The sequence below is a fragment of the Pseudomonas psychrophila HA-4 genome (assembly GCF_000282975.1).
GTDB classification, from domain to species: domain Bacteria; phylum Pseudomonadota; class Gammaproteobacteria; order Pseudomonadales; family Pseudomonadaceae; genus Aquipseudomonas; species Aquipseudomonas psychrophila_A.
This window is the reverse complement of the sequence record NZ_ALJC01000114.1, coordinates 100,834-113,735: the sequence shown is the minus strand read 5'-3', so window position 1 is coordinate 113,735 and position 12,902 is coordinate 100,834. Positions and strand designations below refer to the sequence as shown.

Genomic DNA, 12,902 nt, shown 5'->3' with positions numbered 1-12,902 from the left:
GAGTCTCGTTTCCCGCTCCAAATTTTGTTTTTTGGAGCTACGCAGTTTCAAAAAACACTCAGAAAGCAGCCTTAGGGCTGCTTTTTGCGTTTTAGATTTCCAGCTAATTAGGCCGCATGACATTCTTCACTTTCCGGCGGATCAACACGTGGGTCGCTTCATCCGCCATCGGGCGCCGCCAGGTTAACGCTCAGTCCACGTGATAACGAACGCTGAGCACGCCTTTCTTTTGGGTAACGGACAACACACTGACCGCGTTCAATTCACTCAATGAACTCACGTGAGTACCGCCACACGGGTAGCTGGGCAGATCACCAAAGCCGATGGTGCGCTGCTCGGCGTCGACATGGGTGATGCGCGGCAGGTTGGCGATTACCCACTGTTCGAGCTGTTGTTCAATGGCCTGCGGTTCGAGCGGCTGAGCGTTTTGGCCGGGGGTGAAACTGACCCGGCACTCACCTGGCCAATGGTGTGCCTTGGTTGGCAGCCAGCCTGATTGCTCGCCGAACACACCAATCAAGTGCCCGGCCGAATGCAGGCGCGCATTCAACTGTCGGCGTTCGGCGTCAACCGTGGCGCGGGCCGGGCCTGTGGCAACGGCACTGTTGACGAAGTGCACGATCGCGTCAGGCTCCTGTACCACTTTCAGCACTTGGCTGTCACCGATCCAGCCTGTGTCACTCGGTTGCCCGCCGCCCTGCGGGTGAAAAGGCGTGGCGTTCAGAGTGACTGCAAACCCCGCTTCATGAGGCGTACAGCCAATGACCTCGACGTCGGCGGTCAGTGAGTCGTCGGTAAAAAACAGGCGTTGAGTCATGTGGGTGTCCTGATCAGGTAATCACTCCCCTTTTAGGAAGAGCCGGTCGATGCTCGATAGCCTCGAGACCTTTTACAGGCGTGGGGCTTGAGCAGGTTTTAGTATAGAGATGCACTTGAGGTGTGATAATCCGCCTAAATTTCAATGGACCTGTGCGTCATGAGCATAAATATCCCGCAGTCCTTGTTGGCGGAAATGCTGATATTCGTGAAGGTGGTGGAGTGTGCGAGCTTTTCCGAAGCGGCGCGTCAGCTCGGTACGTCACCCTCATCGGTCAGCCGTAGTATTTCGCGTCTTGAAAAAGCCCTCGCCATTCGCTTATTGCAACGCACCACGCGCAAGTTGCGGTTGAGCGATGGCGGCGAAGAGGTCTTCAAGCGGTGCCGTGAAGTGGCGGGCGCGGCGCAATCGGTGATGGATCTCAGTGGTCGCTTTACGCAGGAGGCCGAAGGCTTAGTGCGGGTTAGCGTGCCCAAGGCGGTAGGGCGTTATGTGGTGCACCCGCACATGCCAGAGTTTTTGCGTCGATACCCCAAAGTGGATGTGCAATTGATTTTGGAAGACCGCTATGTCGACCTGATCGATGACAACGTTGACTTGAGCATTCGTATTACCGATCAGCCGCCGCCGGGGCTCGTGGGGCGGCAGTTGTTCCCAATTGAGCATTTGCTGTGCGCCACGCCCGCCTATCTGGCAGAGCATGGTGTGCCGCAACAACCTGAGGACTTACGGCAGCACAGCTGTATTTATTTGGGCGAAACCCCTGCCGATGCACGCTGGAAATTCAAGCAAGGCGGCAAATCGGTAACGGTGGGCGTGACCGGTCGTTATGCGGCCAATCACACCGGCGTGAGGCTGGATGCGGTGTTGCAGCACGTCGGGATTGGCAGTTTGCCGTACTTCACGGCGCGTCAGGCGTTGGAGCAAGGCTTGGTGGTTCAGGTATTGCCGGCCTGGAATTTTATTGCCTCCTACCACGGCGGTGTGTGGTTGCTGCATACCCCCTCGCGTTACCTGCCGCCCAAGCTGCGGGTATTTATCGATTACCTAGCCGAGCAGTTGGCGCAGGAGCCTACCCGCGGTTGCACACACACACACCAAGCCCGTAGCAGTTGACGAGCTTGCGAGGCTACGTCCGATTGCGAAGCGATCGTAAACACTAAGTGCACGATTGAACTGACACATCTCAGTGCCTGACTTTACGACTGCTGCGCAGCCGAACGTAGCCTCGCAAGCTCGTCAACTGCTACGAAATTGGCTTGCAGTTGGGGCCAAAAAAAGCCCGCCGAGCTAAGCAGGGCGGGCTTTGAATATTCAGTGTGCTAATCAGTGCTGTGGGCTGTCTTCGTTAGTAGGCAGCGCCATCAGTTGTTTTTCCTGATTCCAGTCGAACGGCTCGTCATTTTGTTCGGCTTCATAACGGCGCTCTTCCAGCGCTTCATACATGTTCAACTCTTCATCGGACAAGTAGTTGAAACACGCGCCGCCGAAAAACCACAACAGGTCACGGGGAACCAAGTGGCCGATTTGCGGGTAACGTTCAATCACTTGGCACAGGATGTCCTGGCCCAAGTATTGGCTGCTGTCGAAATCGGTCAGCAAACCGCTCTTCATCTCATCGAAACGCTCGATAAACAGGGCGTGGCTTTCTTCCGGAATCTGTTCGGCATCACCGACAGCAACCAGAATGCTGCGCAACATATCGAGCAGGGCGAGGTTATGGTTGAGATCGTTGGTAGCCATCACGGCGTCCTCTAAAGCAAAACGGGCGCGAGAGTATAAAGCGCTGCGCGCCCGCTGTCCTGCTAGCGAATTTTTCCTTCGCTGTGAGTGAGTTCTTCTTTGGAAAAGTCATCCACGTCAATCACCTTGCGCCGCGCAGTTTCGGCGGCACGCAATGTTTCAGCTTCGCCCGCTTGCAACACGCCTGAATGCAGCGCCGAATCAATGGAGGATTCGCCCGGTACCGGTTTTAGCTGGCCACTTTTCAGCGCTTCGTGGAGCTTCTTGTGTAGCGGACGCGCTGCACTCAACAGGTCAGACGCGTGTTGCAGGGCACCCACGGCGTCATCCGGCGATTGCGGGCGGTAGCAGCCTGCAAGCACGGCTTCCAGAGTTGGATCGCCTTTGGCGCGGCCCAACACGGCAGCGACGTCAGCATCCAGTGCATCCGATGGTCCGGTGTGGCGACGGCCAAAGGGAAACACAACCCCGCGTAGCAAGAAGCCTAGTGGACGGCTCGGAAAGTTTTTCAACAGCTCGTCCAGTGCCCGTTCCGAATGGCCGAGGCTTTCTTCCATGGCCCACTTGAATAGTGGGTTGAGGTGCTCGGGCGAGTCGAGGTCGTGATAACGCTTGAGTGCGGCAGACGCCAAGTACATATGGCTCAACACGTCGCCCAGACGCGCTGACAAACGCTCGCGGCGCTTAAGCTCGCCACCCAGCAGCATCATGCTCAGGTCGGCAAGCAGCGCAAAGGCGGCTGCTTGACGATTTAGGGCGCGGAAGTAACCTTGGCTCAATGTATTGCCGGGGGCGTGTTCAAAACGTCCCAGACCCAAGTTCAGGACCAAGGTGCTAGCGGCGTTGCTCATGGCAAAACCGATATGTTTGAGCAATAGACCGTCAAACTCGATCAGGGCCTGATCGCGGTCTTCACGCGCGGCCAGGGCCATTTCTTTAAGCACAAACGGGTGGCAGCGTATCGCGCCCTGACCAAAGATCATCAGGTTGCGTGACAGGATATTGGCCCCTTCCACGGTGATAAAAATCGGCGCGCCCTGCCAGTTGCGGCCCAAGTAGTTGTTAGGTCCCATGATGATGCCCTTGCCGCCGTGCACGTCCATCGCATGGCTGATGCATTCGCGGCCGCGTTCGGTCAGGTGGTACTTGAGAATCGCCGACAGCACCGAGGGTTTCTCGCCCAAGTCCACCGCATTGGCGGTCAGCATGCGCGCGCTGTCCATCAGCCAAGCGTTACCGCCAATACGCGCCAAGGCTTCTTGAATGCCTTCAAAGGCCGCCAATGGCACATTGAATTGCTCGCGAACCTGGGCATATTGCCCGGTGACCAAACTGGTGAATTTGGCTGCGCCCGTGCCGACTGCCGGCAACGAAATTGACCGCCCGACCGACAGGCAATTCATCAGCATCATCCAACCTTTGCCGAGCATCTCCTGGCCGCCGATCAGATAGCTCAGAGGGATAAACACGTCTTTACCCGAGTTCGGGCCATTCATGAACGCGGCGCCCAGTGGCAGGTGACGACGACCGATTTCAACGCCGGGAGTGTCGGTGGGGATCAGTGCCAAGCTGATGCCCAAGTCCTCTTTGTCGCCCAGCAAGTGCTCTGGGTCGTGTGCCTTGAACGCCAGGCCGAGCAGGGTGGCGACGGGTCCAAGAGTGATGTAGCGCTTTTCCCAGTTCAGGCGCAGACCAATGACTTCTTCGCCTTGCCATTGGCCTTTGCAAATGATCCCGGTGTCAGGCATTGCCCCTGCATCGGAACCTGCTAGCGGGCCGGTGAGGGCAAAGCACGGAATGTCATCGCCGCGTGCCAGACGTGGCAGGTAATGGTTACGCTGTTCGTCAGTGCCGTAATGCAGCAGCAGTTCTGCCGGGCCGAGGGAGTTGGGCACCATGACGGTCGATGCCAGGTCGCCGCTGCGGGTGGCGAGTTTCATCGCGACTTGCGAGTGGGCGTACGCCGAGAAGCCCTTGCCGCCGAACGACTTAGGAATAATCAGGGCAAAGAAACCATGGGTTTTGATGTGCGCCCAGGCTTCAGGCGGCAGGTCCATGGCTTGGCCGATTTCCCAGTCGGAGACCATCGCGCACAGTTCTTCGGTCGGGCCGTCGATGAACGCTTGTTCTTCTTCGCTCAATTGAACCTTGGGGTAAGCCAGTAACTGGTCCCAGTCGGGGCGGCCACTGAAGAGTTCGCCATCCCACCATACGGTCCCTGCGTCGATGGCATCGCGCTCGGTTTGCGACATCGGTGGTAGTGTTTTTTGAAACCAACTGAACAGCGGAGCGGTGAACAGCTTGCGTCGTAGATCAGGCAATAACAGCAAGGCCGCTGGCGCTGCCAGCAACACCCACAACAGCACCAGCACCCAGATCGGTGCATGGCTGAAAAAGTCCATTATCAGCAGATAAATCGCCACCACGGCAATCGCCGTCAGGGGCGCAACGCGGCGATGAGCCAACCAGGCTACGCCAACGATCAAAACCACAATCCACAACAAAAGCATATCCAATCCTCCGTGAAGCCAAGCGGGCACCCGTGTGAGCTTAGTCGCAACTCATGATCGAGGTCGTTCAATAGTGACCTTGTTCAAGAGGCGCAGTTCATCTTCACGGCGTAGACTGCTTCGGCGTCTATCAATCAGGAGTTGGATCATGCTGAAAGTGTGGGGTCGCAAGAATTCGTCAAATGTCAGAAAAGCGCTGTGGTGCATTGAAGAGTTAGCGCTGCCGTATGTCCGAGAAGAGGCGGGCGGTGCGTTTGGAGTCGTTAACAGCCCTGAATACCGGGTGTTGAACCCAAATGGCCAAGTCCCTGTAATCGACGATGATGGTTTTGTGCTGTGGGAATCGAACACCATCGTGCGTTATCTGAGCGCCCAGTATGGGGCGGACACATCGTGGTATCCGACAGATGTTCGGGTCCGTGCGCAGGCTGAAAAGTGGATGGACTGGACCACTTCGTCCTTCGCTGGCGCCTTCCGTGATGTGTTTTGGGGTGTTTTGCGCACCCCGGCCGAGCAGCAGGATTGGGACAAAATCAATGCCTCAATCAAAACCTGCGCCGGGTTGTTGGCGGTCCCTGATCAGGCGTTGTCTGAAAAGCCTTACCTGTCGGGCGATGAAATCGGCATGGGCGACATCCCGCTGGGGTCGTTCATCTATGCCTGGTTTGAAATGCCCATCGAACGCCCGCCCTTGCCGCACTTGCAAGCCTGGTATGAGCGCCTGAAGCTGCGCCCGGCCTACCGCAATGCCGTTATGACTGCGTTGACTTAATAGCCATTATTAATACGGGCGACTGTACTTGTGTGGCGAGGCAAAGCACCATGCAGCGCGTTTAACGGCTTTGTCGGACTTGTCTTACTGACAGTTCGCCCTTATTGAGTCATCTCTTTTCCCCATCTTGGTGCGTAATCCGATATGAGTTCCGCTCTGTCCATACGGCAGCTAACCAAAACCTACGGCAACGGTTTCCAGGCCCTGAGTGGTATCGATCTGGATGTTGCTGAAGGTGACTTTTTCGCCTTGCTGGGCCCTAACGGAGCTGGCAAGTCCACGACAATCGGTATTCTTTCCACCCTGGTCAATAAAACCAGCGGCACGGTGAATATCTTTGGTCATGACTTGGACCGTAACCCGGCTGCGCTTAAGCGCAGCATTGGTGTGGTGCCGCAAGAGTTCAATTTCAACCAGTTTGAAAAGACCTTCGACATCGTCGTGACCCAAGCGGGGTACTACGGTATTCCGGCAAAAATCGCCAAGGAACGCGCCGAAAAGTACCTGACGCAGTTGGGGCTTTGGGATAAGCGCGATACACCTTCGCGTTCATTGTCGGGTGGCATGAAGCGCCGTCTGATGATTGCCCGTGCGCTGGTGCATGAACCGCGCCTGCTGATTCTCGATGAGCCGACCGCGGGCGTAGACATTGAACTGCGTCGCTCGATGTGGACCTTTCTCACCGAATTGAATGAGCAAGGCACCACCATCATCCTCACCACGCATTACTTGGAAGAGGCTGAGCAGTTGTGCCGCAATATCGGCATCATCGACCACGGCACCATTGTTGAAAACACCAGCATGCGCCAGTTACTCGGGCAACTGCATGTCGAGACCTTCTTGCTTGATTTGAAAAATCCATTGGCGGTTGCTCCGCAGTTGATCGGTTACCCGAGCCAATTGTTGGATGGCAGCACACTGGAAGTACAAGTCGACAAAGCGGTGGGCATTACCGGTTTGTTCACTCAATTGGCTGCGCAACACATTGAAGTGGTGAGTTTGCGCAATAAAACCAATCGCCTTGAGGAGTTGTTCGTGTCGTTGGTCGAGAAAAACCTATCGAAGGTGGCGATATGAGCTCGGAGCTACGCCCCAACTTGGTTGCGTTAAACACCATTATTTATCGTGAAGTACGTCGTTTTACCCGCATTTGGCCGCAAACCTTGCTGCCGCCTGCAATCACCATGGTGTTGTACTTTGTCATCTTCGGTAACCTGATCGGTCGACAAATCGGTGATATGGGTGGTTTCACCTATATGGAGTACATCGTGCCGGGCTTGATCATGATGTCTGTGATCACCAACTCTTACGGCAACGTGGTCTCGAGTTTCTTCGGTGCTAAGTTCCAGCGCTCCATTGAGGAATTAATGGTGTCGCCGGTGTCGCCGCACACCATTCTGATCGGTTTTACCGTGGGCGGTATTTTGCGCGGTTTGATGGTCGGCGTAATCGTGACCCTACTGTCGCTGTTTTTCACCCATTTGCAGGTGCATCACCTGGGCCTGACCATTGTGGTCGTGGTGCTGACGGCGACGATTTTCTCGTTGTTGGGGTTTATTAACGCCGTATTTGCACGCAACTTCGACGATATTTCGATTATCCCGACGTTCGTTCTTACGCCGTTGACCTACTTGGGCGGGGTGTTTTACTCAATCACGCTATTGCCGCCGTTTTGGCAAACTGTGTCGCTGGCTAACCCAGTGCTGCACATGGTCAACGCCTTCCGTTACGGCATTTTGGGAGTCTCGGACATCAGAATCAGCGTGGCATTGACCTTTATGGTTGTGGCGACTGTCGTGTTGTACATCGCTTGCGCGAAGCTGCTGGTCAGCGGTCGCGGGATGCGCCAGTAAAAGACGGGTAGTTGCTGCCGCAGGCTGCGAAGGGTTGCGCAGCAACCCGTTATTTCAATGCCCCCAAAGCTCTCAATCCCCCTGCATGATAAAGGCCCCACTTGGGGCCTTTATCATGTGCGCTGGTTTTTCCGGCGCCTCCACTGACGGCCTACCCACCATCGCCAATACAGCATGGTGAGGCCGTAAGCCACCCCTCCCAGCACCACACCGCACACCACTGATCCCAACAAAAACGGCTGCCATACGGTTGAAAGTTGGCTGCTGATCCATTCCCACGTCAGTTCATCGGACAAGCTGCGCGCAGGGACGTTCATCAGCCAAGCACCGAGTTGGTAAGTGCCATAAAAAACCGGGGGCATGGTAATCGGGTTGGTCAGCCACACCAGGCTGACCGATATTGGCATGTTGCTGCGCACTGTGATCGCCAGACAGGCGGCCAGCAGCATTTGGAAGGGGATGGGGATAAAGGCGGCAAAAATACCTACAGCCATAGCCCTTGAAGCGCTATGGCGATTGAGGTGCCAGAGGTTTGGGTCATGCAACAGCGTGCCCAAGAAGCGTAAGGATTTGTGTTCCCTTATGCGGGCCGGATCTGGCATGAAACGCTTGATTAAACGCCGTGGCATAGGCTTCTCGCTCGGAGCAAGGGGGCAGTATGCCCAAATTCTGCAGGCTGACTATTCAGACTTTGTGACAATTATTTAGTCCCGGACACGTAATCCCGACTAATCCGAAGGCAAGGATTACTTTGGATCGGGTTATGCACACAGGGATGTTGGCGCTGGCGTCGGGCTTGATTGCGTTGCGCTATTTACCGGTGATACCCGCCCTTGAATGGGTGCTGTTGCTGCTGGGAGCAGGGCTGTTGCTGTTGGGATTGCGCATTTACCCGCTCGGATTGTTTCTGTTGGGGCTGGGCTGGGCCTGTGTTTCGGGGCAGTGGGCGCTTGATGATCGTTTGGCACCCGCGCTGGATGGTCGAACGCTGTGGGTCGAAGGGCGGGTTGTCGGCTTGCCGCAGCGTTCTGATGCCTCCGTGCGCTTTGAGTTGCAAGGCGCGCAATCACGGCATGCCGAACTGCCCTCGACGCTGCGTCTAAGTTGGTACGGCGGGCCTGCGGTAAACAGTGGCGAGCGTTGGCGATTGGCGGTCAGCCTCAAACGCCCTAAAGGGCTGTTGAACCCTCAAGGTTTTGATTTTCAGGCCTGGTTATTGGCACAACGAGTGGGCGCCACAGGCACTATCAAAGAGGGTCAGCTGTTGGCGCCAGCCGGTTATGCCTGGCGCGACGGCTTGCGTCAGCAGTTGCTGCACAGCGATGCCAATGGCCGGGCGCCGTGGCTGGCGGCGCTGGTCATGGGCGACGGTTCGGGCTTGAGCCGCGAGGACTGGGCGCTGTTGCAAGCAACCGGCACGGTGCATTTACTGGTGATATCGGGGCAGCATATCGGCTTGTTTGCTGGGTTGATCTACGGGCTGGTCGTTTTGCTGGCGCGTTATGGTCTGTGGCCGCGACAGCTGTCGTGGCTGCCTTGGGCCTGTGGTCTAGCCTTTGCGGGGGCGCTGGGCTACGGCTTGCTTGCTGGTTTTGAGGTGCCGGTTCAGCGGGCCTGCGTGATGCTCGGGCTGGTGCTGATATGGCGCTTGCGGTTCCGCCACTTGGGCGTGTGGCTGCCTTTTTTAGTGGCGCTCAATGCCGTGTTGATCGCCGAGCCGCTGGCAAGTTTGATGCCGGGGTTTTGGTTATCTTTCGCAGCGGTCGCGGTGCTGATGTTTACCTTCGGCTCGCGCCTCGGCCCGTGGGGCTGGAAGGCTATGTGGCTACGGCCACAGGGCTTGATCGCCGTGGGGCTGTTCCCGATGTTGTGGATGTTGGGATTGCCCATCAGCCTGAGCGGGCCGCTGGCCAATGTGCTGGCGGTGCCTTGGATCAGTCTGGCGGTGCTGCCCACCGCCTTGTTGGGCACCTTGTTGTTGCCGGTGCCTTGGCTGGGTGACGGTCTGCTGTGGGTATCGGGCGGCTTACTCAACGGGCTCATCCATGGCCTGACATGGCTGGCCGACATGGTCTCGCCCTGGTCGCCTGCAACGGTGCCGATGGGCATATGGATGCTGTGTGCGGCGGGCGCAGTGATCCTGCTGCTGCCCGCTGGAATGGTGCTCAGGCCGTTGGGTTGGCCGTTGGTCTTGTTGGCCGTATTTGCCACACGTGAGCAGATCCCTCATGGCCAAGTCGAGGTCGTGCAGCTGGATGTCGGGCAGGGCCTGGCGATGGTATTGCGCACACAGCATCACACGCTGCTGTATGACGCAGGTCCTAAAGTCCGGGACTTCGACCAAGGTGAGCGGGTGGTGGTCCCGGCACTGCGATCATTGGGCATTGGCACGTTGGATATGATGCTGCTTAGCCACGCCGACTCGGATCATGCGGGCGGCGCACTGGCGGTGCAGCGAGCCATCAAGGTAAAACGCGTGGTGAGTGGCGATGTGCCCGCATTGCCTGAGTCGCTGCAGGCGCAACCGTGTGCGAGCGGGACCAGTTGGGAGTGGGACGGGGTTAGGTTTTCGTTGTGGCAATGGTCCGGTGCAACCGACGGCAATCAAAAATCCTGCGTACTTCACGTTGAAGCCAGCGACGAACGGTTGCTTTTGACCGGGGATATAGACATCCAGGCTGAGCGGGCTTTTATGTCCAGCCCGCTGGCGGTGCCCACGCAATGGCTGCAAGCGCCGCACCATGGCAGTCGCACCTCTTCTTCAGCGTTTTTTCTAAAAAAACTGTCACCTGTCACGATCTTGATCTCTCGGGGGCACGGCAATACCTTTGGTCATCCGCACCCACAGGTGATGGCGCGCTATAAAACGTTGGGCATGACCATTCTGGACAGCGCCGAGCAGGGTGCAATCCGTTTTCGGCTGGGCACCTTTGGCGTGGCCGAAAGTCAGCGCGATCAGCGGCGGTTTTGGCGGGACTAAACAAAACCGTAGTCGCTGCCGAAGGCTGCGAAGGGTTGCACAGCAACCCGTTATCCAGAGAGCGGCACACACTCTTAGGGTGTATACGTCATGGGAGCGTGGCTGCCCCTATGGTAAAGTGGCGCACTTTTTCGAGGGGATTGTCACTGTGTGGGAACTGGTCAAATCCGGCGGCTGGATGATGCTGCCGATCATTCTGAGTTCTGTTGCCGCGCTGGGCATTATTGTCGAGCGCCTGTGGACCCTGCGCGCTAGCCGCGTGACCCCGCCGCACCTGCTCGGGCAAGTCTGGGTCTGGATCAAAGACAAACAGCTGGACAAAGAAAAACTCAAGCTGCTGCGTGCTGATTCCCCACTGGGTGAAATTCTGGCCGCTGGCCTAGCGAACTCCAAACACGGTCGCGAGATCATGAAAGAGTGCATCGAAGAAGCCGCCGCCCGGGTTATCCACGAGCTGGAGCGCTACCTCAATGCCTTGGGCACGATTGCCGCAATGGCGCCCTTGCTCGGCCTGTTGGGCACCGTATTGGGCATGATCGATATTTTCAGCGCCTTCATGGGCACGGGCATGACCACCAATGCGGCGGTGCTGGCGGGCGGTATCTCCAAGGCGCTAATCACCACTGCGGCAGGCTTGATGGTGGGGATCCCGGCCGTATTCTTCCATCGCTTCCTGCAGCGTCGAGTGGACGAGTTGGTTGTCGGCATGGAGCAAGAAGCGATCAAACTGGTTGAAGTGGTGCAGGGCGACCGCGAAGTCGATATGGTCGGGGGCAAAGCGTGAAGTTTCGCCGCAAGCCACGAGAAACGGTCGACATTAACCTCGCGTCGCTGATCGATGTGGTGTTTATCCTGCTGCTGTTCTTCGTCGTGACCACCACCTTTACCCGCGAAACGCAGCTGCGCGTCGATTTACCTGAGGCCGTCAGCGGCACGCCAAGCGAGGACCAGAACACCAAGCTGCTGGACATCGCCATCAGTGCCAACGGGGTGTTCTCGGTGAACAATCAGCTGTTGCCGAAAAACGATTTGGCCAGCTTGATGGATGCTTTGCGCACCGCCTCGGGTGGTGACACCAGCTTGGCGGTGTCGATCAGTGCAGACGGCAAGGCGCAGCATCAGTTCGTTATCACGGCGATGGACGCAGCCGGCAAGCTCGGGTTTAGCCATTTGCGCATGACCACTGTTGAGACGCAGGCGACTCCCTGATGGCCATGTCCGATCGTTTGTTGCGTGCCTGGTACACCGGCCACCCGCTCCTCACTTTGTTGAGGCCTCTGGAATGCCTGTATAGGCGTGTGGTTGAACGCAAGCGTGCACGATTTGTGGCGGGAGAAGGCGAGATTTATCGTCCGCCTGTGCCGCTGATTGTGGTCGGCAACATCACCGTGGGTGGCACCGGAAAAACGCCATTGATTTTATGGCTGATCGAACACTGTCAGCGTCGGGGGCTGCGGGTCGGCGTGGTGAGCCGTGGTTATGGTGCTAAGCCGCCAACCTTTCCCTGGCGCGTCACGGCGCAGCAAAGCGCTGCACAGGCGGGTGATGAGCCTTTGCTGATCGTGCAGCGCACCGGTGTGCCGTTGATGATTGACCCGGATCGCAGCCGTGCGGTTAAAGCCTTGCTGGCCAGTGAACCGCTGGACCTGATTCTGTCTGACGATGGCTTGCAGCATTATCGGCTGGCCCGCGACCTAGAGCTGGTGTTGATCGACAACGCCAGAGGCTTGGGCAACGGCCATTGCCTGCCTGCCGGGCCGTTACGTGAGCCCGCCGAGCGTTTAGAAAGCGTCGATGCGGTGTTGTATAACGGCGCACACAGCGACCCCCAGGCAGGTTTTGGGTTTAAGTTGCAACCCACTGCGCTAATCAATTTGCGCAGCGGTGAACGCCAGCCGCTGGACTTTTTTGCGCCTGGCCAAGCCCTGCACGCGGTGGCTGGGATCGGCAATCCGCAGCGTTTCTTCACTACCCTTGAAGCGCTACACTGGCGGCCAGTTGCCCACGCTTTCGCAGACCATGCGGCCTACAGCGCCGAGGTCTTGAATTTTACGCCGTCACTGCCACTGGTCATGACCGAAAAGGACGCCGTGAAGTGCCGCGACTTTGCGTCACCGAACTGGTGGTACCTGGCGGTAGACGCTGTTCCGTCAGAGGTATTTGCCCTTTGGCTAGATCAACAGTTACAGCGTCTTTTGCCCTAATTCATCTTTAATCTCAGGGAACC

General features: G+C 57.3%; 12 protein-coding genes. 8 read left to right on the top strand and 4 right to left on the bottom strand.

Translation table 11 applies throughout. The annotated features are described in order from the left end of the window. Window positions 1–190: 190 nt before the first annotated feature. Window positions 191–817, bottom strand: coding sequence for a hypothetical protein (locus tag B347_RS0119215; RefSeq protein WP_019411325.1), 627 nt, complete (start codon window positions 815–817; stop codon window positions 191–193). A 159-nt stretch (window positions 818–976) separates the two neighbouring features. On the opposite strand from B347_RS0119215, the gene B347_RS0119210 reads away from it, so the two are divergent. After that, complete coding sequence (locus B347_RS0119210) at window positions 977–1,933, top strand: LysR family transcriptional regulator (protein ID WP_019411324.1); 957 nt, start codon at window positions 977–979, stop codon at window positions 1,931–1,933. 210 nt (window positions 1,934–2,143) lie between these two features. Here the strand turns inward: B347_RS0119210 and B347_RS0119205 are convergent, their stop codons facing one another. Then, window positions 2,144–2,560, bottom strand: a complete 417-nt coding sequence (locus B347_RS0119205) for a PA2817 family protein (protein WP_019411323.1) — start codon at window positions 2,558–2,560, stop codon at window positions 2,144–2,146. A 62-nt stretch (window positions 2,561–2,622) separates the two neighbouring features. Further along, window positions 2,623–5,070 (bottom strand): acyl-CoA dehydrogenase, encoded by a 2,448-nt coding sequence (locus B347_RS0119200; RefSeq protein WP_019411322.1) that lies wholly within the window; start codon window positions 5,068–5,070, stop codon window positions 2,623–2,625. Window positions 5,071–5,218: 148 nt separating this feature from the next. On the opposite strand from B347_RS0119200, the gene B347_RS0119195 reads away from it, so the two are divergent. The 3 genes from B347_RS0119195 (at window position 5,219) to B347_RS0119185 (ending at window position 7,695) form a co-directional block, all read left to right on the top strand. Then, on the top strand, window positions 5,219–5,842 hold the full coding sequence (locus B347_RS0119195) for a glutathione S-transferase (protein ID WP_019411321.1): 624 nt from the start codon (window positions 5,219–5,221) through the stop codon (window positions 5,840–5,842). A gap of 144 nt (window positions 5,843–5,986) precedes the next feature. After that, complete coding sequence (locus B347_RS0119190) at window positions 5,987–6,919, top strand: ABC transporter ATP-binding protein (RefSeq protein ID WP_019411320.1); 933 nt, start codon at window positions 5,987–5,989, stop codon at window positions 6,917–6,919. After that, a complete protein-coding gene (locus tag B347_RS0119185; RefSeq protein ID WP_019411319.1) occupies window positions 6,916–7,695 on the top strand; it encodes an ABC transporter permease in 780 nt (259 codons plus the stop codon). The genes B347_RS0119190 and B347_RS0119185 overlap by 4 nt, the downstream gene beginning before the upstream one ends. 113 nt (window positions 7,696–7,808) lie before the next feature. Here the strand turns inward: B347_RS0119185 and B347_RS0119180 are convergent, their stop codons facing one another. Further along, entirely contained in the window at window positions 7,809–8,324 is a 516-nt protein-coding gene (locus B347_RS0119180; RefSeq protein WP_026014292.1) for a DUF2062 domain-containing protein, read from the bottom strand. A 134-nt stretch (window positions 8,325–8,458) separates the two neighbouring features. On the opposite strand from B347_RS0119180, the gene B347_RS0119175 reads away from it, so the two are divergent. The 4 genes from B347_RS0119175 to lpxK all read left to right on the top strand — a co-directional run bounded on the left by B347_RS0119175 (window position 8,459) and on the right by lpxK (window position 12,879). Next, complete coding sequence (locus tag B347_RS0119175; RefSeq protein ID WP_192812395.1) at window positions 8,459–10,675, top strand: DNA internalization-related competence protein ComEC/Rec2; 2,217 nt, start codon at window positions 8,459–8,461, stop codon at window positions 10,673–10,675. A gap of 148 nt (window positions 10,676–10,823) precedes the next feature. Continuing rightward, entirely contained in the window at window positions 10,824–11,459 is a 636-nt protein-coding gene (locus B347_RS0119170) for a MotA/TolQ/ExbB proton channel family protein (RefSeq protein ID WP_033387999.1), read from the top strand. Further along, window positions 11,456–11,884, top strand: a complete 429-nt coding sequence (locus tag B347_RS0119165; protein ID WP_019411315.1) for an ExbD/TolR family protein — start codon at window positions 11,456–11,458, stop codon at window positions 11,882–11,884. Before B347_RS0119170 ends, B347_RS0119165 begins: the two co-directional genes overlap by 4 nt. Beyond that, on the top strand, window positions 11,884–12,879 hold the full coding sequence (lpxK, locus tag B347_RS0119160; protein WP_019411314.1) for a tetraacyldisaccharide 4'-kinase: 996 nt from the start codon (window positions 11,884–11,886) through the stop codon (window positions 12,877–12,879). Before B347_RS0119165 ends, lpxK begins: the two co-directional genes overlap by 1 nt. The last annotated feature ends 23 nt before the right edge of the window (window positions 12,880–12,902 follow it).